The sequence below is a fragment of the Aminobacterium sp. UBA4834 genome, from assembly GCF_002400205.1.
Lineage (GTDB): Bacteria > Synergistota > Synergistia > Synergistales > Aminobacteriaceae > Aminobacterium > Aminobacterium mobile.
On sequence record NZ_DHFC01000003.1, the window covers coordinates 1 to 22,509 of the forward strand.

The following is a 22,509-nucleotide window of genomic DNA, read 5'->3' on the forward strand; positions in this document are numbered from 1 at the left end:
ATTCACAGAGGCATTCAAACTGTTCCCCAGAATGGGGATTCTCCCTTTTTCTCCTACGCTCAGGGGGAAAATTCCTTTCCCTAGTCCCGTTCCTGGACATAAAGTCGCTCTATGTCCATATACTTTCAAGTTCCATTTTGTTGATGCTATGTGACGAGGTCTTACTAACACGAACATGAGAGCTTAATTACCGTCCAGAGAGCTCCCAACTATCCGTGTCCTTCTTCGAATCTCTCTGTTAATGCGCTCCAGAGGGTTGTTGATCCTTAAGCTTCTCCAATGTTCTAATGGAGAGGCGTAATAGCTGAAGGTCTCCTCAGCGCTGCTTTCAACCAGATCAACCGCTTTGTTGAGTTTCATCGCCCTAAGTTTTTCCGTTGTATCCTCCACTTTTTTTCGAGCCGCTTCAAGGTTCTCAGAGGCATGGATCGCTTTCAGCATAGCTGCCACTGACCGTCTTTTCCCGCTCAGCGTTGCGGTGAAAATGTTCCGGTAGAAATGGACTAATTCCGATTCCGGATAGGCTTCTCCCAAAGGGCTTCTGCGATGTTTTTCACGCTCTTTTTCACCATCTGGTCAAGATAATTGCGTATCTCTCTTTCATCAATGCTGATAATCTTTTGATCTAAGAGTGTTGCCAGTCCCTTCTCTTTCCTGTGATATCTTCTTTCATATGCAGCAACCTCCGTCCTTGAGGTGGGTTTTGTTGTCGCACATAAAACTCTACACCTTTCCAGGAACTGCTGCATCTTCTTATCTGAAAATGTACGAAAGAAAATTGACACTGCCATATGGCACTACAAGCAACAGCCAAAATTCTTATTAATATTATTGGCATTTCGATAGAGATAGACATTTAAAAACATCAAATAAAAAACCTTTTATCCAAAATCTGCGTTATGCGTTAATGAAAAAACAAATATTAACAGCTTTCAATCCATTAAATATAACTATTTTACTGACTCCCTGTTTTAGAATCTCTCATTTTTTTTAGAATAAACTCCCGAGCTTCACGTATTTTTTGAATAATGCCTGGATCTCCTTCTTTACCGAAACGTGGATGACATTTAAGCATTAATTCACGTACAGCATTATCGACTAACTCTTGAGTTACTATATCTCCTTGTAATCCTAAAAATCGAAGAGCTTCTTCTAATGTCGAAAACCCCTTTTTTTGCTGCCTATCTTCAGATTTTCGTTTTTTAGTTTGTTTAAAGTCATAAAAATCTTGTTGGGCTCGTTCTATCTGTTCCATTGCTATTTTTTGTTTAATTGTGGCACTCCCAAATAAAAAATTTATTTCCGCTTCATTAAACAAACTAAGCGATTCTTTCATTTTTTCTCCTGTTAAACAAATATGCCCTTCTCTAATTATTTCTAAGGTTTCTGAAAGCATTAAGGCAGAAGCTTTTCTTTCTAATTCTAAAAAAAAATCATTAAAATCTTTAATTTTTACAAAAATAGATTGGAGCCTTGTTTTTACTTTTTGTAAATCTTCAAAGATTTTTCTAAGCTGAGATTCTTTCTCAAGAAGGGGAAGACTAACATCCCTTGCTACTCTTTTTGCTTCTACAACAAATTGATCATCCCATTTTCTCACGCCAAATTCTTGAAGAGTGTTTCCAACAGATAGATTGTCATTCTCTATAATTTGAAGTAGTTGTTCTATATTCTGACGAAGTTGACCTTTATGATCAATCTGTTTTCGTCTATAAATTGCTACTATAATTATTATTATTCCATAAGAGACATACAAAGGATGAAAACCCATGAAGACTGAACAAATGATTGGGAAAGTAGCAATTCCAATAGATATCTTTGTAAACCCTCCAAATGCCAATAGTAATAAAATAGATACAAAAACAATATCGTCCATCCTTATCACACTAAGCTCCCCCCATTTTTATACAACTATCTATTTAGCAGCATGCATCGCATGTAACAAAAGAGAATAATACTCTTGTATTACTAACATCTCATTCTCAGTATTAACCTTATTCGCATCTGGATGGTATCGTTTTGCTAATTGCCTAAATGTAGTTTTAACGTTCTGAGGGGTTAATGTTTCTTTCGTTAAACCAAAAAAAGCTAACGCTTCTTTGAACTTCCCTTCCTCATCCGTTTCTTCGTTTTCCATTGTTTGCCATGTCTTCTCTTTAATACAAAATCGGAAATGCTCCATAAAAATATTGATCCTCTGGTAAAAATCATTGATTTCTTTTCTATTTAATCTATTTATGATGTTTCCTACTTTTTCAGCAGTCAACAACTTGGAAACATCATCATAAAAAGACTTAGTTATATACTTGGGAATTTCAGGATAACTATTCAGCTCAGCCCAAATTTCTTCTTTGTTTTCGCATAAACTTTTAAACACCTCATAAGAAGAGGACTGTATTTCATACAACTCTTTCAATTTATTTACAATCTCACTAACTTCATTCCTCGGGATAAAACTTTTCGACTTTTTAAGTTTATTAATTTCTTCCACTAAAGAATCTGGAATCTTCAGACAAAGAGCATTCCCTGTCTCTGCTAATACTTTACTATGAAAAGATTCAATTAGGCCTGTTTCCCTTAAAATAGAGTCAAGTATCTTTTTCTTTTTATTTTTCTGACGATAGCTCACAATATTCCATATTGCTACTAAGACAACTCCCCCAAACAACCCGCCATTAAGGCCTCTATAATTTTTATAACCTTCTATTTCTATATTTTTAGAACTCTTTGAAATCCCAGGCCAAGGAACACCTAGATGAGCTACATACTTTTTCATTTGCGCTATCTTATCTTTGTTATCTTCCACTATGTGCAATCTTTTATTAATAAGCAAAGCCTGAATAATTTTTGAGGGTGAAGAAGATCTAAGAGATTTAATATCTTTTTTTTGCAAAACTATTTCTATTCCATCGCATAAAAACAGCATTTTCTCTACTCTAGGAATTAGAAAAGTAAAAGTTCCCCATTTAGATAATAATTTCTTAACATCACCACCAATTTCATCCAAAGTACCTTGATTCGAATGACACTGGAGATATAACGTTTTAGTAACGCTATTGTAATTAACTGCAAAAACTTTAGGGAAACGATAACTTTTTTCTTTAAAACCAAAATCTCCATGACTTGAAAAGATCACCTTCACTCCTAAAGCATTTCTAGCTATCATTTCTCCTCTCCATGCTGTTGTAAGGGGGAAAGATGTCGGGAAAGGTCGATAAACAAAGTCCCCTACAGAAACGACAACATGCCCCACTAAGGCCATTAAAAAAAACACTAATAAAATTGGCCACAGGCAACCTGCAAAATCTTCCGCAACTTTATCAGAATAATCATTAGATCCGTAGCTCAAATACAAATCCTCCTTCTCAATAAATTTTTAAAAATCCATACTATAATTTATATAGAAAAAACAAATAATACCGCTAAATTAACGACAAAACCTCATCTTCTTGGGATAAAGAAAATCATTAAAAGCAACTTATTATCTTTCTACAACATTAAAAATAACTATGAAAACAATACTATGTTGTTCGAAAGGAGTCAATTCTATTTATGAAAAATAAGGCTATAGTCCTTTGCATTAAAGTAGTGCTAGTTTCATTGATAAAAATATCTTCTCCAATCAGGTGAATATCCCGATCTATTTATATCTTCTGGCTTTAAAACTAGAGTCTGATTGTAAGGAGCCCGAGTTTGCTTCCTGACAACGTAATAAAGTGAATGGCGGAAATCCCAGTCAGTATGATTGGCTCCCGCCAATTCAAAGATGAATGGGCTCATCCTGTCCAACAGCAGTGGCGGAATGGAAGTCGCGGCTTTTGAACTCACTAAAGAGAGCTCGTATATTTTTTCTTTCGGTGTTTTTCCGTCCATTTCTCTTCCTCCGTGTGACCGTTTCTGATTGTAATATTTTACCCAGTTTGTAGCGGAAATCATAAAGGTTTTGCGAGATTTGATATATGGAAGCGTAGGGATATAAAATTTCTCATCGTCAGTACGATGGCTCCGTTCCACAAAACCCTGGGCTTCCTTTTGCCCTTTAGGGATGGAGAGGAGCTTCATGCCTAACGGGGCCGTGAAGTTTTCTTCCATGATGGCCCTCTTCCTGTTTCCGCCGCCTCCAAACTCAGTTCCATTGTCTGTCTGTGCCGAACTCCCAAAGCGCGAAGTATGAACCCCATATATATCATGAATGAGAATCCATTGGCAAAGCTTAGGAATCGTGTTCTTGTCCGTATATCGATAGCCGTAAACTGATGCTTGAGAAGCTTGTACTTGAAAATTGCAGGGTACACTTCTTTCGGAAGGGCTTTGGCGTCCACGATATGTTTGGCATCGGTCTGAATGTATTGCAGAGCTTCCCAATGCTTAAGATTGGCATAATACCGCCTGTTCCCGTTTTTAGAACGTACTTTCTTGCTCTTCCTGTTGTTTCTTCGCAAGATGTTTCTGATCGTGTAGGGAGAAAGGGTTAGATTGAAAATACGAGCCAGTTCCCTGGCAAGCCTACGAGCCCCCATGTTTGTTTTCTTCTGGGTTTCGAGGACGATGACCTCTACATGGGGTTTCGTTTTTTGGGGATGGGAGAGACCGAGGCCCCCTTTTTTCTAGAAACTTTTCCACAGAGAGGCCATCTTTTTTCTTTTTGCCAGTGTTCTGCCCATCGTTCAGAAATTCCCGTGATGTGAGCAATCTCGCTGTTTGTCTTTCCTTGTTTCATGAGATCTGTTACGCTGCTATAGGGTTCCCAGATTGCTGTAAGCGTCGGTATAATGATGTCATGGTGGGTTACCTCCTGTATCCTTTATTTTAGTTGTTTAAGCAACACCGGTATAAAGGAGAGGTGCCCGCCTTTTTCATTACCTATTTCACTGGACCTACGTAAACGAAACTCTGCCCCATCTACAAGAGACAGGGAAAATAAACTTGACAAAAAAAATAGGCTTTCGTATAGTGAACTTTACGAGAGGAGCGATTGCTATTATGAGTCAACATGGAGTAACGTTGTTCTGTTGTTGTGGGAGGATGATTTAACCATCCCCCGTAGCGTGTAGAGAAGGCTGCGGTGGACATATGTCCCGTTGTGGCCTCAAAAATTCGCTACGACTCTATAATTTCATTCGCTTTATATGGTGAAATGATGGGAAAAATTACAACGGGTTTGCCTGAAAGGGCGAGCCCGTTTTTTTATTGAGAGAGGAAGTGATGCCTATGGAAATAGATTGTCCGTGTACCTGTAAATGTAGACAGATCATTTCCAGGAGGTGTCAGAAAATGAGAAAAAATAGTTTTTTACAATCAGCTTGGGAGACACTCAAGGCTGATGTTCAAGCAATACCCCGAAATGATCCCGCCTTTAAAGGAGGAGTGGGAGGATGGATGGAAGTATTTTTATGCTATCCAGGTCTTCACGCCATTATGGCCCATCGACTTATACATTTTCTTCACGCTCAGCTGCACATACCTCTTCTACCAAGGCTCTTGAGCCAAATTATGAGATGGCTTACCGGCATTGAAATTCACCCAGGCGCCATTATCGGGAAGGGGTTCTTTATCGATCATGGCATGGGGATCGTTATAGGAGAGACAGCGGTTATAGGCAACAATGTGACTCTGTATCACAGTGTAACTCTTGGTGGGACAGGAAAAGAGCGCGGGAAACGTCATCCTACCGTCTGCGATAACGTCATGATTGGGGCAGGAGCCTGCCTTTTAGGGAATATTACCGTGGGGGAAGGGGCTAAAATCGGCGCTGGCAGCGTGGTGATAACAGATGTTCCTCCAGGAACAACTATCGTAGGTATTCCAGGCATGGCACTTCAATATCACCGAAAGATACGGCACACAATGGTTCAAGAAGATCTTCTGAAAAGAATAGAAATTTTAGAGAAAGAATTAGCCATACTAAAAAATAATACGAAGGAGGCAGCATAATAATGATCTTTCGCACAGATAAAATAGCGTTGCGCAACCTTATAGGGCATACTCCTCTTTATATGTTCAGGCCTATAGAAAAAGGTGCCGCTATAGCTATAAAACTGGAGGGGACAAATATCGGAGGATCTGTGAAAGACAGAGCTGCCTGGGGAATGCTCCGATATGCGGAGGGAAAGGGGCTGCTACACTCAAACACAACTCTCGTAGAACCCACTTCGGGAAACACGGGCATAGCATTAGCTTTGCTCGGTCAGGCGTTAGGCCTCCGCGTTATTCTTACAATGCCTGAATCCATGTCCATAGAACGTCGATCGGTGCTCCGTGCCTATGGGGCTGATCTCCAGCTCTCCCCTGCTCAAGGGGGAATGAGAGGGGCTATTTCTTTGGCTCAACAGATTCTAAAAGAAATACCGGGAGCGTATATGCCAGATCAGTTTAATAACCCGGGAAACCCTTGGGCTCATCGTATCACTACCGGGCCAGAAATTCTTTCTGATTTAAATGGACATTCTATAGCTGCTTTTGTTGCAGGGATAGGGACAGGGGGGACTCTGTCTGGGACAGCCGCTTTGTTGAAAACATGTTATCCCAAAATGGAAGTTGTAGGGGTGGAACCTGCTCATAGTGCTGTATTAAGCGGTAAACCTGCTGGTTCTCATAAAATACAGGGAATTGGAGCAGGGTTTATACCCGGAACTCTTCGGCGAGAACTTCTCACTGAAGTTCTCCCTGTGGAAGATGAAGCCGCTCTCGATACAACTCAATGGCTTGCTCGAAGACACGGGCTTTTTTGCGGCATATCCACAGGAGCTAATATCTGGGCTGCTATGGAAGTGGCAAAAAAAGTCTCCCCTGAGGAAATTATAGTCACTATTGCCTGTGACAGAGGAGACAAATATTTAAGTACTGAAGCCTTTTCTTCCACCGCTCGAGATTAGAACTCTGCACATTACGCTCAAAATATAAAAGCGGGGACTCCTCTGCAAGGGAGTCCCTGCTTCGCCTCTTTATCCTTTAAATTTCCGAATGTGGCAAGAAGAAAGACTCGTGTTTCATAAGAATATCAACATATCGACCCCGCTCCTCCAGCCTCTATTTCTCGAATGCTTTGAATGTTCGACGTCATTCCGCTCGCCCCTACTACTACACCGGGTTCGTTAACTCTATCTCCATATAAACGAAGTAGAAAGATCAACAGTCATGGGATCACCCACTTCTTAATCTATTTAAGATATTTTCTTAAGTTGTAGCAAGGGTTCTATGTTAATGTCTCCCCATACACAATGTTTATAGTGTTGTGATCTATAATAATGTTCTTACAATAGGAAATAGAAAGGAGAGATAGAGATGAATCTTGTACTAGAAACCATCAAAAATCGAAGAAGTATTCGGCGATATTTACCGCAGCAAATTCGAGACGAAGAGCTCTCCCTTATTCTTGAGGCGGGAGTTTGGGCTCCAAGTGCTCATAATGAACAACCATGGCATTTTAGTGTTATACAAAAGGAAGAGCTTATCGATATGATAAGCGAAAAAACTATTGCCATGATGAAGAAGTCACGTCTTGAATGGGTTCGTAAAATGGGAGAACGTGAAGGGTTCCATGTGTTTTATAACGCTCCAACTGTCATAATCGTTTCTGGAAAGACAGGAGGAGAGGCATTACTTAAGCCAATAGCGGATTGTTCAGCGGCCATTCAAAATATACTATTAGCGGCGGAATCTCTTGGTATTGGAACATGCTGGATCGGTTTTACAGGGCTCTTCTTCGTTACAGCTACTCAGGAAGAACTTCAAATTTTAAGTATACCAGAGGGCTATGAACCTTTCTATTCTATAGCCGTAGGATACAAAAGTCCTGATCATCTCTATAGTGCTCCGAGAAGGAAACAAAACACCATTACATATATACGATAGAAAAGGCTCCGACCATATTATCTAGTCGGAGCCTTTTATTTGCTTATTTATTTTCGAAAATTATAGAACGAGCGGCCACAACTCCACTCGCTGCCGCCTGGATAATACCTCGACTGACCCCTGCGCCATCACCAGCCATATAGAGGTGGCGAATTGCTGGCGTTTCCAAAGAACTCTTCAGTTCTAACCGCAAGGAATATAATTTTATTTCTACACCATAGAGAAGGGTATCGTTCATATTGATCCCCGGCATAATAATATTCAGTGCCTCTATAAATTCCACAATATCAGTAAGGAAACGATGAGGGAGCACGAGACTGAGGTCTCCGGGCTGAGCTTTCGCTGTAGGATGAACCATTCCTCTGGCAATCCTAGCTTCCGTAGAGCGTCGACCATCCCGTAAATCACCAAGGCGCTGTACGAGGATGCCTCCTCCTGCCAACATATTAGCAAGTTTTGCAATATGGGTAGCGTAGCCGATAGGATTATTAAAGGGTTGGGTAAAGTTCTTCGTCACCAATACAGCAAAATTCGTATTTTTAGACTTTACGTTCTTTAAGCTATGGCCATTTACCGTTACAAGATCATGCGCTTTATTATATTCATGGACCACAAAACCCGATGGGTTCATACAAAAAGTGCGGCAACGATCATCAAAAGTAGGGGTATTGTATAAGCATTTGACCTCATAAAAATGTCGGGTAAGATCTTCGCAAATACTGTCAGGCACTTCCACTCGAACCCCAATATCCACAGGCATAGAAGCAATGGAGAGATTATAGCGATTGACAATACCCTCAAGCCACGAACTCCCCTCTCTTCCTGGAGCAAGGATCACAGAATCTGCCTCAATTTGTCTTCCATCTTCAAGAAGAATACCTTCGGCAACGCCGTTTCGTACCACTATCTCTTTTACTTCCGTATTCATAAGAATATCGCACTTGTCCTTTAGTTCTTCATACATATTATTGAGGACCATACGGGAAGCGTCAGTTCCTATATGTCGAATACGGGCAGGGATAATTTTAATTCCCTTGCTTGCTGCCTTCCTGATAGTCTCTTTTACTATTTCTCCTGAAGGCTCATAATATTTTTTATCAGCACCGAAATGGACGAAGGTATCGTCCACATAACGGATCAGTTCTTCAAGGGCATCTTCACCTATACATTCTTCTAGGTTCCCACCAAAACCTGTGGTCAATGTCAGCTTCCCATCAGAAGCAGAGCCTGCCCCACCCCATCCAGAAACAATGTTGCAGGAATCACAGTTTACGCAGACTGAAGAACGCCCCTCAAGAATAGGACATCGTCTATCTTTAATGACCTTCCCTTTATCCACAATAAGAACTTTCTTTTGATCTTTTACCAATTCAATGGCCGCAAAGATCCCGGCAGGACCAGAACCCACTATGACCACGTCATATCTCAATTTTCTTCTCTCCTTCTCGTTTCTTTTCTGTCGCTTATAGGGGCCTTTGTTGAAAATGTTTAGAAAGGGGATCTGAAGACAACCCATGAAATAATACCACAAAAAAAGCTCTCTCTTTTAAGAGAGAGCCTGAAGGATGCATATGCACCTTTCTGTTAATAGAGTCCTGCAAGTTTAGGAACGATTGTAGAAATACAAGGCAGGTACGTAAGGAGAAGCACATCTACTACCATAATAAGAATAAATGGCCAGACAGCTTTTGTGATATCTTCAAGCTTAATATCAGCAATGCTGCATCCTATGAAAAGACATACACCCAAAGGTGGCGTTACCATGCCTATAGCAAGGTTAACAACCAGTACGATTCCAAAATGGAGAGGGTCCATGCCAATCTGAGTAACCACAGGAAGCAAAACAGGTACTAGGATAATAATAGCTGCCACCGTTTCCATAAATGTCCCTATGAAAAGAAGCAACAAGTTAATAAGCAACAGAATGACAATAGGGCTCTTTGATATGGAAAGGATTGCCGATGCCACCGCCTGAGGCACTTGCTGGGCGGTAAGAATCCAGCTAAAAACAGAGGAAGTAGCGATAATGAACATAATCATAGCCGTACCAATAACAGTGGTAACAAAAATATCCTTCAACTGTTTTATATTCAATTCTTTATAAACGAAGAAGCCTACAATAAAACCGTAGACTACGGCTACCACTGCCGCTTCTGTAGGGGTAAAGACGCCCCCGTAGATACCCCCTAAAATAATGACAGGCATTAAAAGAGCCAAAATAGCCTCTTTAAACGTCCCGAAAATTTTACCTAAGGAAGCTTTTTCGTCTCCCCTATACCCCTTCTTCCTGGAGATAAGCCATGCCACAAACATAAGAGAAAAACCCACAAGAATGCCAGGAAGAATTCCGCCCATAAAGAGTGCTCCTATAGAGACTCCTGTAAGGACACCGTAAATAATCATGGGGATACTGGGAGGAATCATGACCCCCAAAGTTCCAGCCGTAGCCTGCACAGCTGTAGCAAAAGGTTTATCGTACCCTCGTCTTACCATAGCCGGGATAAGGATGGTTCCAATAGCTGCCACTGTAGCCACCGCAGCACCGGAGATAGCTCCGAAAAACATACTGGCAATAATAGCCACAAAGGCAAGTCCTCCTGAAAAACGCCCTACTATAGAGTTGGCAAAATCTACAAGCCTCCTGGATATGCCGCCAAACTCCATAAGAGAACCGGCAAGAATAAAAAATGGAACGGCCATGAGAGGAAAAGAATCTGTAGCCGTAAACATTTTCTGCACAAGCACTATGAGAGGCACTGATCCTGAAAAAAAGATAGCCGCAACAGATGACAGGCCTATAGCAATAGCAATGGGAACGTTCATCATAAAAAAGAGAAGCATACTGGCAAAAAGGATAGTAGTCATTGGGATACATCCTTTCTTCCTGTCACAATAGCAATAGCCTCATCAATGGAATAGAGGAACATAAGGGCTCCACCGACAAATACGGAAGAGTAGGGAATAGCCATGGATATCTCCATAGCAGGGGACAATTGCCCCCTTACTATAGAAAGAATCTTATATCCATAAACAACCATAAGGACAAAAAATACCGTTGCACAAAGAGTGGCGAGAAAGGAGACTCCTTTTTTCAAGCCATAAGGAAGCAAGTTTGTAACGGCTTCCACTCCAATATGAGCTCCACGCCTGACTCCAATACTGGCTCCCAAAAAAGAGATCCACACGAGAATATATCGGGACAGCTCTTCAGACCATGGCAGAGATGAATGAAGAACAAACCGGAAGATGACTTGAAGAAATACAACGATAACCATTACGAGAAGCATGATACTTACTACATATTCAACGGCTCGGTTTACTCCGTCTAATAACCTTTTCATAGCACCACAACACCCTTTCTACAAGGCCAAAAGGAAAAAGGGGAGGGGCGCAATTACCCCTTCCCCAGGGTAGTAGTGAACAGCCTTAATTAGCAGCTAGGATCTGATCGAGAAGTTTCGCGTCGTCACCAAGTTCTCCGCGGAACTCATCGTAAACAGATTTAGTTGCTTCGCGGAAAGCAGCTTTATCCGGCTCATTAATTTCCATTCCGAGCTCCTTTAGCTTTATAATCTGTTCGTCTTCCATCTTCGTGATTTGCTCTCGTTCGTATACGGCGGATTCCTGAGCTGCCTTCAATATAACGTCCTGATATTCTTTCGACAGCTTGTCAAAGCGAGATTTGCTCATAAGAAGCATAGACGGAGAGAAAACGTGGCCTGTCAGAGAAGCATATTTTTGCACTTCATAGATCTTCTGGGTGAAGAGGATAGGAATGGGATTTTCCTGTCCATCTACTGTCCCTTGTTGCAAGGCTGTAAAAACTTCTCCCCACGCCATAGGAGTAGGATCAGCGCCAAGAGCCTTCCAGATCGCCATCTGAACCTTATTTTCCATAGTTCTCAGCTTAAGCCCCTTGGCATCTTCTGGAGTATTTACAGGTCGCTTCGAGTTAGTAAGATGGCGGAACCCATTTTCATACCACGCTAAACCTTTAAGACCCTGCTTCTCAAGAAGCCCCATAATATACTGCCCAATCTCTCCATCAAGAGTGGCGTAAGCATGGTTTTTGTCTTTGAAGAGGAATGGGAAATCGAAGATCATGAATTTTTTCTCAAAACCGCTCATAGGGCCTGTGGAAGACACTACCATATCGACAGTGCCAATCTGCATCCCCTCTACAAGATCTCTCTCTCCAGTTCCAAGCTGGTTGTTAGGAAAGAGATTGATCTCTATATCTCCATTAGTTTCTTTCTCCACTATTTCTTTAAAACGAACAGCGCCGAGGTGATATGGATGCTGATCGCTTACGGAATGTCCTAATTTGAAGGAATACTTGGCCGCCATCGCCGGTTCACTCATAAACATCGCCAGAGTGCACACTAAAAGCCCAACAACAACAAAAAATCTGCTTTCAAAACGCCACTGTTTCAAAGTAGATCCCCCTTTAGACTTCGTTATATGTTTTTTCCTTCACCGAAACAAGGTTATACAACACCTTGTTTATCGGCGTTGGAACTCCGTATTGAACCCCTTCTTCCACCACTGCCCCATTAATAACACTTATCTCTGTTTTTCGTTTATTGGAAACATCCTGAAGCATGGAAGACCGGTTTTCTGCTGTAAGACGCGCTACCTTTTTGGTATGTTCCACCGGATCGCCTATTTCTAATGAGATTCCTTTTGCTTTAGCAACGGCCATGGCTTCCTCTACAGCGCCACAAAGGAGCTCTTCCGTTTCAGGAAAGTCTACAAGACGCCCATTCTTCAGGCCAGTAACAGCTGTGAGGGCATTAATGCCGATATTAACGATGAGTTTTCCCCAAATAAGCCCCATAACATTATTGGAAAGGGTTACGGAAAAACCTCCCTTTTCTAAAACGGAACCCACCGCCTCTAACCTTTCGTCAATCTTACCATCCAACTCGCCAATGACAGTATTCCCCTGCCCCGCATGGCGAATTTTACCCGGTCCAAGAAGTGTAGACCCATGACCTGTTACGCCAGCAATAACTTTTTCTTTGCCCACTACAGCGCTAATTTTTTCAACATTTCCCAAGCCATTCTGTAGGGTTAAAACACTCGTATGAGGCCCCATAATACACCGAGCGCTTTCCATAGCTTGAGAGGTAAGGGTAGCTTTCACGAAAACAATAAGCAGATCGCACCCTTTAACCTCTTCAGGTGTTGTTACTGCTTTAATATTTTTTATTACTCTATCGCCACCAATACCTTCCACAGAAAGGCCATGGGCATTAATAGCATCAACATGCTCTTTCCAAACATCAATGAGGGTGACATCAAGACCTGCTTCGGCCAACTTCCCGCCATAGAGACACCCCATGGCTCCTGAGCCAAGTACTGCTATTTTCATTACCTTTCACCTCTTCAGTTATTTACGCAGATCCTTCAAATCTTCCCGAGTTAAACCGCCAAAAACAAACTCGTCGCTGGGGAATCCGCCACTGCGAACGTCATTTTTATACTCCCCAAGGGCTTTAACAATCTCATCACCAATCTGAGCGTACTGTTTTACAAATTTAGGCAAAAATTTGTCGAAAAGTCCCAGCATATCGTGGAAAACAAGGACCTGGCCATCTGTGTAACGACCAGCGCCAATACCGATAACTGGCACTGAAACAGCTTCGGTAATAGCTCGACCAAGTTCTTCGGGAACACACTCTACAACGATGGAAAAAGCACCGGCATCCTCGAGAGCTTTAGCATCATCAACAATCTTTTGAGCCGCTTCAAGGCTCTTTCCCTGAACCTTAAATCCGCCAAGCATAGAAGCAGTCTGGGGGGTAAGACCGATATGACCCTGAACAGGAATACCGGCTTCCACAATGGCAGAAACCACTTCCGGGCGACCGCCTTCAAGCTTGATTACGTCGCACCCGCCTTCTTTCATAAGGCGATTGGCGCTATGAATAGCCTGAGAGATGCTTTCGTTGTAAGAGCCAAAAACCATATCGCCTACGATCATAGGAGTGGGAGCTCCCTTTACTACCGGTTTGATGTGAGCCACCATTTCATCTGTAGTAAGAGGGACTGTCCCTTCATTGCCCAATATAGTCATGGACAGGGAGTCGCCTACGAGAATAATTTCGATCCCGGCCTTCTCTACCAAAACAGCCTGAGCATAGTCATAAGCTGTAACCATAGATATTTTTTCGCCTTTATCCTTCATTTCTTTTAATTTTTGAATTGTCACTTTTACCATCGTGAATTCCCCCCATTAATATTTGTATCCAAATATAGAAATAAAATTTATTCTTGAAATTCGTTAACGACACATATATTTTTTATTCGTTCAGATAGTAGAGAGCTGCCAGCGCATAGATTTTTCCTGCTTCAATCAGGTCATCAAGCTCAACCCATTCATCTACATGATGAGGGACCTCCCTATCCCCAGCACCTGTAACAATCACAGGGATACCCTTGCGAACCTGCAGGAACGTACCATCTGTGGCTCCTGGGACACCGTTATATTTGGGTTCAACGCCCATCACCTCACGAAAAGCGCGATCTACAGACCTCACAACCGGTTCTTCTTTGGAAACTTCTGTCCATGGTCTATCATCAATAACCTCTATAGAAGCTGCAAAACGATCATATTCATTAGGATATTGGCGGCTAAGACGGTCAATAATGCCCTGGATCTGGCGTACTATAGCTTGATGATCTTGGTTAGGAACCGTACGAATATCAAGTGTTACATAACAATCATCGGGAATGACATTGATTTGTGCTACACCTTCAAGAGGTGCCTTAATCATGGTCGGAGTAATGCTCGGCCATCCGAGATAGTCGTGTCGCATCACCCGGTCTTTTTCAAAATTTTCGAGATACTTGATTTCGCTGATAAAACGAGCGAGAGACCAGTTAGGATTTACACCGGCAAGAGGCATACAGCCGTGGCCCTGCGCTCCTTGAAAGATAACCTTAATTCGCATTGCCCCTTTTTGGAAAACGCACAGATTTTTCTCTTCCGGTTCGCAAATAATAGCTCCATCAACATTGTCAGCCCAACCTTTTTCGATAAAATCCTTAATGCCAATCATGGAGCCTTCTTCGTCTACGGGGAAACAGAGGAGTATGTTACCTTTAAAAGGAATTCCAGAGTCTTTAATGGCTTTCGCTGCAAAAAAAGCAGCAGCAGTATTTCCTTTCGTGTCGTTCGTTCCGCGGCCATACATCCTCTTCTTGCCATCTACCTCCACGATTTCTCCACCAAAGGGATCATATTTCCACTTTCCAGGATCCCCTATAGAAACTACATCTTGATGTCCTTCGAAGAGAAGTGTTTTCCCAGGTTCTTTGCCACGAAGAAAAGCTATGACATTAGAGCGACCTGGAACCACTTCATCTACATGGACTTCAAATCCTTCTTCATGGAGCAACTTTTCCAGATACTCTGTTACCCGAGATTCATTTGCACCTTCTACATTGGGGTCAAAAACACTATCGATACGAACTAAATCTTGGGTACACTTGATAAGACCTTCTTCATCAAAGAAACGTAGCACATCTTTATACATTTTCTCTCCTCCTTCTTAGGAATTTAAATATTTCGGAAAAGTTACAATAATTCTCCCCCTAATAACAGAGGAGGCATGTTCGAAGGTAAAAAACTCAAGACAAAGTAGACTTATCAACAGGCAACGGAAGGAATACGCTGTCTCTTTTATTTTCAAAGAAACAAACGCGAAATTCGAATATGACAAAAGAGCACGGCTTACATTAGTTATTCTCACATTTCTTCTCCTCAGTCGTTCATGGTAATCATGGTACGATTAGGGCCGAAGATCCTCTTGAATTCCATAATGCAGAACCTTTTACTTTATAGTGGAATATGCCCCTATTATATTTGCACATATATTTCTGTCAATCTTTATTATCGAGACAATTATTAGAGTTCTTTATCGCTTGCAACTACAATAATTTACATTTTTTGAGGCTTCGATGGAAAATAAATTGTTATTGACAGGAATACATGCATACATATAATTATAACTGTCTGTTCCATAAAAAAATATTTAATTCCATTATGCGGAATAAGCTTTTGCCCCTAAAAGGGACTTTGTGCTTCTAGACAAAGTTACAAGAAACAAGTAGTTTTGATAATTTCTATCGTAATTGACAAGGCATCTTTCATCGCCCTTGAAAGCTTCTCTGGAACAATAACGGCCTTCGTAGCGATACGCGTGGACCACATATAAAATGGAGGAGGGTACGGCATGAATGGATACTTAGTAGCAATTGTTCTTTACGCTTTATTGCTTATTGTGATTGGATGGTGTATTGGCAAAAGAGTAAAAGGAGCTGGCGGCTTTTTTGTTGCTGGAAGACAGCTATCCACGGGGTTGCTCTTCACAACTCTTATTGCAGCAAATTTGGGGGCAGGATCTACTGTCGGAGTTGCAGGCATCGGATACAAATTTGGTATTTCCGGCTGGTGGTGGATCGGCAGTGCAGGTATAGGATCTATGATTCTCGCTTATGTAGTAGGGCCTAAAATCTGGCGTATCTCTTGTCGCTACAACCTTTACACACTGGGAGACTATCTCGACCTCCGTTACAGCAAAGCTTTTCGTGGGCTTATATCGGGGATGATGGCGATTGGGACGCTCGCCCTATTTTCAGGGCAACTCATTGGGATAGCGTGGATCCTCAATGTGGTAGCTAATATTGACAAAATATGGGGCATCCTTATCGGGGCATGCGTCACGACCCTCTACTTCGCTGCTGGGGGGCTTCTCTCCGCAGCTATCGTCAATATTGTGGAACTCGCAGTTATAATTCTCGGTTTCTCGCTAGCTGCCCCTTATGTCCTTTCTTATGTTGGAGGATGGAGTGGGCTCACAACAACCATCACATCTAAGCTAGGATCGGAAGCTGCTAATCAGTTCTTTTCCTGGAAAGGAATTGGCGCGACAACGATTGTGGGATATCTTTTTATGCTTATCCCTTCTTTCTGCATTTCTCCAGGTCTCATAGGGAAAGTGTACGGGGCTAAAAACGAGCAGGCAATTCGAACAGGTACAGCGCTAAACGGCGTAGTACAACTTATTTTTGCTTTTTTACCAGTAGTAATAGGCATGTGTGCATTTGCAGCTTTCCCCGATCTTGCCAATAGCGAATTAGCTTTGCCTACTGCTATGAAAGAAATGATGCCTTTTGCTGTATCAACCTTGGCGTTAGCCGCCATTTTTGCAGCAGAGGTCAGTACTGCTGACGCAGTACTTTACATGCTGACTACATCTATTTCCAAAGATATTTACCAGACATTTTTCCGCCCTGATCTTTCAGAGCAAGATCTTTTAAAATTTAGTAGAAGAGTTACACTAATATGTGGAGTTGTGGGTGTTGCACTCGCAGTCATAATTCCTAACATACTCACTGCTTTACAGATTTTCTACTCTCTTATGAGTGTTTCTCTTGCAGCACCATTGCTTTTGGGACTCTTTTGCGATAAGGCCTCCAAGAAAGGGGCTATACTTTCTGCTGCTGGCGGAGTTCTCCTCACCCTTATTTTGCAGTTCGGGAATGGCGGCAAAGGCATCTGGATTTTAAATGCTACGTCCACTGGGATCCTTTTCTCTTTCGTACTCATGTTTATCAGCCTCTTCGCCTTTCCCTCTACCAACTCCCCACTGGACGATAGCCCCATCGAAATTTAATTTCAGAAGAATTCGAAAGAAGGAGAAGGTCTCGCATAAAGTCGCTAACTGACTGATTTTATCGCAAGACCTTCTCAGTTGATAATTTTACTCTTTGGAGGAGAGTTAATTCATGAGAGATAATCTGCTATCTACAGAGAAGCAAGGGAGTATGTTGGTTCTTCTCGCTGGGCTTTTCTGGGGAACTTCAGGAACAGTTCAGGCTTTTGCTCCTTCACAAGCTTCCCCTTTCACTATCGGAGCTATTCGCATTACTTTTGGTGGTATCTTTTTATTGCTATATATTCTTGCCACACGCGGATTTCAAGGATTCAGAGGGGAATGGCCATTACGCAACCTCTTTTATGCAGCCCTCGGAATGGCTGGATTTCAGGCTTTCTTTTTTGCCGCTATCAGAATAACTGGAGTCGCTGTAGGCACAATGGTGGCAGTTGGTAGTTCTCCAGCTTTCGCCGGCCTTCTCGGCATGTTTTTTTTCAAAGAAAGGCCCAGCCCATATTGGTATCTTTCAACTTTTCTTGCTATCATGGGTTGCATACTCCTATCTTGGAAAAGCGGGGGGCTTAAGGCAAATTCTTTTGGAGTTTTATTGGCTCTCGTCGCTTCCTTTGCCTTTGCCCTCTGCGGCATAGGTATTAAGGAGATTCAACGCTATCACGGAGCTATGGAAACAGTAGCCATGACCCTTTGTTGCGGAGCACTGATTCTTTCACCCATATTGATATTTCATGATATTTCATGGCTCATGGAGATACAAGGACTTCTCGTTGCTATTCATCTCGGCTCCATAGCCACAGCTTTGCCCTATATACTTTTTGCTCTTGGGTTAACTTTGGTGCCAGTAGCAAAAGTATATACTCTTTCCTTGAGCGAACCTCTTACAGCATGCCTCCTTGGAATTTTATTATTAGGAGAACGGCTTTCTTTGCACTCAGGATTTGGCATATTTCTCATATTGTTAGGTCTTTTACTTTTATCAAGAGAACAAAAGTAACTCGTAAATAAGATCATGATACAATCTTTCACATGTACGTTGATGCATTATACAAAAGGGGAGAGCGTCGCTTGAAAAATAGCAAAAAAGGTTCTGGATATGTACAGTCAATTCAGAGGGCTATGGCCATTATTGAAACTCTCGATAAACATGGGGAGCTCGGAGTTTCTGAAATTGGAGAAAAACTCGACCTGGAGCGGAGTACGGTACATCGCATTCTTTCTACACTGCGAGGATTAGGATATATTAACCAAAATCCTGCAAACCATAAGTATTCCAACAGCTTTAAATTTTTTGAGATCGGCAATAACGTTGTACAATCTTTGGGTTTTCGAAAACAGGCTATGCCCTTCATGCAGGAACTCTCTGCAAAATCTAATGAGGCCGTGAATTTGGCCGTTTTGGATGGGAAATATGTTATCTATATCGATAAGATCGAAAGCCCCGCTACTATTAAGGTTGATCTCTCTGTAGGGAAAAGGATGCCAGCCTATTGTACCGGACTCGGGAAAGTTCTGTTAGCCTATCTACCTGAAGCCGCTGTTAGGGAATTTTTCAAAGACGAACCCCTCATTCGATATACGAAAAAAACAATTATCAACATAGACAAGTTGTGTCAACATCTCGCTCAGATCCGAGAACAAGGCTACGCTGTGGATGATGAGGAATACGTAGATGGCCTTTTTTGCATAGCTGCCCCAGTGTGGGGGCACGCAAAAACAGTAGTCGCCGCATTAAGCGTTGCCTTGCCTAAATTTCTTTATTCGAAAAGCGACGAAGAGATAGTATCTATACGAGATATGCTTATCGATGTAGCCCAACGATTTTCTATAAGTCTTGGGTATGAAGCCTTTTAGGGAGTTCTTTTGATTTGAAGAGACGGGGCAAACAAAGCCTCGTCTAATATTTGCTTTTTATTTCCCCTTAACTTTGAAATAGCCACCCCAGCACCCTTTAACATCTGAAATACAGACAAATCCCTGGTCACCGATGATTTTTGAAATAGGTGCGATATCGGAACGATGACAGATTACTTTCGCTACCAAACGTAACCCATCTTTCCCGTGACCAATCAGAACTGTAGCACCAAAACCTTCCGCTCTGATTCGATCTATGAGTGTCATGGTCTCCTGATTCCTCTCTAGGATAATATCAAGAGTCACGAAAGCATTAAGGAGCTTTTCCTCCAAAAGAGATCCCATAAAATTTCCTGTGCCATACCCTGCTGCGTAAGCAATAAGTTGTGGGAATGTTAATGTTCCCCCTCCACCGAGGATGTAGCCTAACACCGACATATAGATCATTACTTCCAGGAAACCTATACATGCTGCCAGACGACGCCTTCCTCTGACGAGGAAGAGAATCCTGACGGTCCCCAAACTAACATCTGCAATACGCGCACTAAATATAAGGATGAGTCCCAGCCAGTCCATATAAAATCATTCTCCTGTTCATGCGTGTTGTTATGGCGAAAAGAGGCGGACAGTTTCATTCTGTCCGCCCTGAAATATACCTACTTACTGTTTTTTATCAGAAGCCGGTTCTTTTTCTACCAAAACCACTCCATACTCTTTGCGAAGTTTCTCTGTTTCTTCAGAATAAACCTGAGCACGTTTATCACGAAGGAGGTTGCTCTCGACCTGAGATTTCACTTCTTCAAAAGAACGAATTTTCCCTGGTTTTGTATCTTCAAGTCTAATGATATGCCAACCAAATTGGCTCTGAACTGGTGAACTGATCTCGCTTTTTTTAAGTTTAGACGCAGCTTCCCCAAATTCAGGTACTACCTGGTTGGTCTGGAAATAGCCAAGATCACCATTCTGCTCTTTCGATGGGCACGTAGAGTACTTTTTGGCAGCCTCTTCAAAAGTTATAGCACCCGCCTTGATTTCTTGAAGAATTTTTTTAGCCTCGCCTTCTTCTTTTAAAAGAATGTGGCTTGCCCTAATTTGAGCCGGAACTTCGAACTCTTTTAAATGATCCATGTAATATAATTTAGTTTCTTTTTCATCTATTGTCACTCTCTCCATCAGTTTCTCCACTGCCAGCTGCCGCATAAGCTCTTTCTTTACTCGAGCTAATCTCTCTACAAACACTGGGTCTCCATCAAAGTCCTTATCCTCTGCATAACGAGCAAAAACCTCAAGATTAATCAGTTCATCGAGAACTGCTTTTCTTCCCTGCTCGTTATCATAGTACACCTTCTGTTGTGGATCGAGAGCGTTGATCACTTCATCCACATTCTGCTGCTTAATCTCTACTGTTCCGATACGGGCAAGAACTGTCTGTCCATTATCAGCTTTCGGAGCTGCCTCTGTAGCAAAAGCCATCCCGCCCCAGGCCAAAACAGCAATCAGGCCCGATACACACAATATCTTTGAACCTCTAAACATTTAAAATCCCCTCCATACCATCGCACGATAACAAATGAGACCAGTGTATCACAGCTCTGCTTCGTCGTCATCGAATAGAGATGCAAGAAAAAGGGGCACGTCCTCTGCCTGCATTTCTCTCGTATCTTCCTCAAAATGAACCTCTACAATGCCCTCGGCCGCTTTACGCCCTACTACCACCCTCACTGGTATCCCGAAAAGATCGGCATCGGCAAATTTTGCTCCTGCACGTTCGTCACGGTCATCAAACAAAACAGCCATACCAGCCTGAACTGTCTTACAATAAAGATCTATAGCAAGGTGTGCCGCCTCAAAATCTTTCATGGCAGGAACAATAATTTCAACATCGAAAGGCGCTATTCCTGCAGAGAAAGTATTTTTTCTGGATAATGTGGTCATTATAACGTCAAGAGAGAGGCGACCTCTCCAGAGACGGCATTTTCGAGATGTCCCCTCTTTATCTTGATAGAAAAATGGCTCGTCAGGTACTTGATCTAGCCAAAGGTCTGCGACATCGCTCCACCAGCTTTTTTGAAGTTTTTCTCCACAGGCAGGGCAATCCATGCCCGCTTCCAACGTTACAATATCTGCCACCCGTTCAGTTGAAAAATCTCGCCCCCACACTATTCCTGTGAGGTGATAATCAGGCCGATTAGCTCCAATTACTACATCACGACACCCAACTACACTTCTATCAGCCACCAGGCATATAGAAGGAGGAAGTCCAACCGGGCCAAGGAAGCCAGGTTTCTGTCCTATAGCCCTCACCAACTCTTCTTCCGCAGCAATTCTCACTGAAGTGGCTCCTAAAGAGGCTGCTAATTTCACATCACTTATATAGAGGTCTCCTCGAAGAAGAACTGCGACCATCTGCCACTCATTCCCTTTCTCCACCATATAGAACATGGTTTTGATCGTTTGAGCCGACGGGATATTAAGAAACGCACAAAGAGCCTCAATGGAACATGTATCAGGAGTATAAACTTCCTTCATTACAGGGGAATCAGCCCCCTGGAAACCCTGATCCCGCCCACTCTCTGAAGTTGTCGTACCATGCCACCCACAATGAGAGCATATTACACCTTCCTGAGCAAAAGTATGATGAGATTCTTCAGGGAAAACGAGGCGGGATCTCGCTCCTCTCTCACACAGATCCTGCACCTCTTCGCAGTTGAGGTTCAAGGAGGACAAGCATTCCTTAATAGAACTGAAAATAGAGTGGGAAATATCTTTCAGAGACATTCCTTCTTCTTCAATACCCCCCAATAAAAGCGATCCTCCGCAACTCTCCACTGTTCGTAACGGAAGATCTCGATAACTTTGTACGCTCCTTCGAAGTAAGTTTTCAAGGCCATGAGGGGTTGCTAAAAGAGAATCAAGCTGCTGCAAGTTATCCCCAAGGAAACGTTCCAGGAAAAACCAACATATATTGTCTCGCATAATAGCGCCGAGAGGAAGCAGATTCCACTCCCCATTCTCCCAGCTGAGAGCGTATCCCCCTCGCATTAATCTCACGGCGCCAGGATCTTTCCACCCTTCTGGGGGGTGTTTCATGGTTGGAGCAAGTAGAGATGTCATTCGCATT

Annotated in this window: 19 protein-coding genes and 1 pseudogene; 6 read left to right on the forward strand and 14 right to left on the reverse strand. The window is 42.4% G+C overall.

Features of this window, described 5'->3' with window-relative positions; all coding sequences use genetic code 11:
- Positions 1–183: 183 nt before the first annotated feature.
- The 4 genes and pseudogenes from B3L97_RS00610 to B3L97_RS00625 all read right to left on the reverse strand — a co-directional run bounded on the left by B3L97_RS00610 (position 184) and on the right by B3L97_RS00625 (position 4,782).
- Positions 184–534: a transposase gene (locus tag B3L97_RS00610; RefSeq protein WP_286933053.1), complete on the reverse strand. Its 351-nt coding sequence runs from the start codon at positions 532–534 to the stop codon at positions 184–186.
- A 421-nt stretch (positions 535–955) separates the two neighbouring features.
- A complete protein-coding gene (locus B3L97_RS00615; protein WP_286933056.1) occupies positions 956–1,876 on the reverse strand; it encodes a hypothetical protein in 921 nt (306 codons plus the stop codon).
- A 39-nt stretch (positions 1,877–1,915) separates the two neighbouring features.
- Positions 1,916–3,349, reverse strand: a complete 1,434-nt coding sequence (locus B3L97_RS00620) for a hypothetical protein (RefSeq protein ID WP_286933059.1) — start codon at positions 3,347–3,349, stop codon at positions 1,916–1,918.
- Between the two features lie 248 nt (positions 3,350–3,597).
- Positions 3,598–4,782: pseudogene (locus B3L97_RS00625) on the reverse strand (integrase).
- A gap of 492 nt (positions 4,783–5,274) precedes the next feature.
- On the opposite strand from B3L97_RS00625, the gene cysE reads away from it, so the two are divergent.
- The 3 genes from cysE (at position 5,275) to B3L97_RS00640 (ending at position 7,854) form a co-directional block, all read left to right on the forward strand.
- Positions 5,275–5,934: a serine O-acetyltransferase gene (cysE, locus tag B3L97_RS00630; RefSeq protein ID WP_286933061.1), complete on the forward strand. Its 660-nt coding sequence runs from the start codon at positions 5,275–5,277 to the stop codon at positions 5,932–5,934.
- Positions 5,935–5,936: 2 nt separating this feature from the next.
- Positions 5,937–6,875: a cysteine synthase A gene (gene cysK / locus B3L97_RS00635; RefSeq protein WP_286933063.1), complete on the forward strand. Its 939-nt coding sequence runs from the start codon at positions 5,937–5,939 to the stop codon at positions 6,873–6,875.
- Between the two features lie 409 nt (positions 6,876–7,284).
- Entirely contained in the window at positions 7,285–7,854 is a 570-nt protein-coding gene (locus B3L97_RS00640) for a nitroreductase family protein (RefSeq protein WP_286933065.1), read from the forward strand.
- Between the two features lie 43 nt (positions 7,855–7,897).
- Here the strand turns inward: B3L97_RS00640 and B3L97_RS00645 are convergent, their stop codons facing one another.
- From B3L97_RS00645 to B3L97_RS00675, 7 genes are all read right to left on the reverse strand, one after another.
- Positions 7,898–9,283, reverse strand: coding sequence for an NAD(P)/FAD-dependent oxidoreductase (locus B3L97_RS00645; RefSeq protein ID WP_024821164.1), 1,386 nt, complete (start codon positions 9,281–9,283; stop codon positions 7,898–7,900).
- A gap of 155 nt (positions 9,284–9,438) precedes the next feature.
- Positions 9,439–10,719, reverse strand: coding sequence for a TRAP transporter large permease (locus tag B3L97_RS00650; protein ID WP_286933067.1), 1,281 nt, complete (start codon positions 10,717–10,719; stop codon positions 9,439–9,441).
- Positions 10,716–11,195, reverse strand: a complete 480-nt coding sequence (locus B3L97_RS00655) for a TRAP transporter small permease (RefSeq protein ID WP_286933070.1) — start codon at positions 11,193–11,195, stop codon at positions 10,716–10,718. Before B3L97_RS00655 ends, B3L97_RS00650 begins: the two co-directional genes overlap by 4 nt.
- Positions 11,196–11,280: 85 nt before the next feature.
- Entirely contained in the window at positions 11,281–12,288 is a 1,008-nt protein-coding gene (locus B3L97_RS00660) for a TRAP transporter substrate-binding protein (RefSeq protein WP_286933072.1), read from the reverse strand.
- A gap of 13 nt (positions 12,289–12,301) precedes the next feature.
- Complete coding sequence (locus B3L97_RS00665) at positions 12,302–13,228, reverse strand: ketopantoate reductase family protein (RefSeq protein ID WP_286933074.1); 927 nt, start codon at positions 13,226–13,228, stop codon at positions 12,302–12,304.
- Positions 13,229–13,246: 18 nt separating this feature from the next.
- On the reverse strand, positions 13,247–14,077 hold the full coding sequence (panB, locus tag B3L97_RS00670; protein ID WP_286933076.1) for a 3-methyl-2-oxobutanoate hydroxymethyltransferase: 831 nt from the start codon (positions 14,075–14,077) through the stop codon (positions 13,247–13,249).
- 82 nt (positions 14,078–14,159) lie between these two features.
- Entirely contained in the window at positions 14,160–15,395 is a 1,236-nt protein-coding gene (locus B3L97_RS00675) for a M20 family metallopeptidase (protein WP_286933079.1), read from the reverse strand.
- Positions 15,396–16,094: 699 nt separating this feature from the next.
- On the opposite strand from B3L97_RS00675, the gene B3L97_RS00680 reads away from it, so the two are divergent.
- The 3 genes from B3L97_RS00680 to B3L97_RS00690 all read left to right on the forward strand — a co-directional run bounded on the left by B3L97_RS00680 (position 16,095) and on the right by B3L97_RS00690 (position 19,388).
- The gene (locus B3L97_RS00680; protein WP_286933081.1) at positions 16,095–17,537 is read left to right on the forward strand and encodes a sodium:solute symporter family protein; all 1,443 of its coding nucleotides are present in this window, start codon (positions 16,095–16,097) and stop codon (positions 17,535–17,537) included.
- Positions 17,538–17,649: 112 nt separating this feature from the next.
- Complete coding sequence (locus B3L97_RS00685) at positions 17,650–18,531, forward strand: DMT family transporter (protein WP_286933083.1); 882 nt, start codon at positions 17,650–17,652, stop codon at positions 18,529–18,531.
- Between the two features lie 71 nt (positions 18,532–18,602).
- A complete protein-coding gene (locus tag B3L97_RS00690; protein ID WP_286933086.1) occupies positions 18,603–19,388 on the forward strand; it encodes an IclR family transcriptional regulator in 786 nt (261 codons plus the stop codon).
- A 57-nt stretch (positions 19,389–19,445) separates the two neighbouring features.
- On the opposite strand, the gene B3L97_RS00695 is transcribed toward B3L97_RS00690, so the two are convergent.
- The 3 genes from B3L97_RS00695 to B3L97_RS00705 form a co-directional block, all read right to left on the reverse strand.
- Complete coding sequence (locus tag B3L97_RS00695) at positions 19,446–19,964, reverse strand: DUF2179 domain-containing protein (protein ID WP_286933088.1); 519 nt, start codon at positions 19,962–19,964, stop codon at positions 19,446–19,448.
- 84 nt (positions 19,965–20,048) lie between these two features.
- On the reverse strand, positions 20,049–20,924 hold the full coding sequence (locus B3L97_RS00700; protein ID WP_286933089.1) for a peptidylprolyl isomerase: 876 nt from the start codon (positions 20,922–20,924) through the stop codon (positions 20,049–20,051).
- Between the two features lie 48 nt (positions 20,925–20,972).
- Positions 20,973–22,508, reverse strand: a complete 1,536-nt coding sequence (locus tag B3L97_RS00705) for a YbaK/EbsC family protein (protein ID WP_286933091.1) — start codon at positions 22,506–22,508, stop codon at positions 20,973–20,975.
- Between the last annotated feature and the right edge of the window lies 1 nt (position 22,509).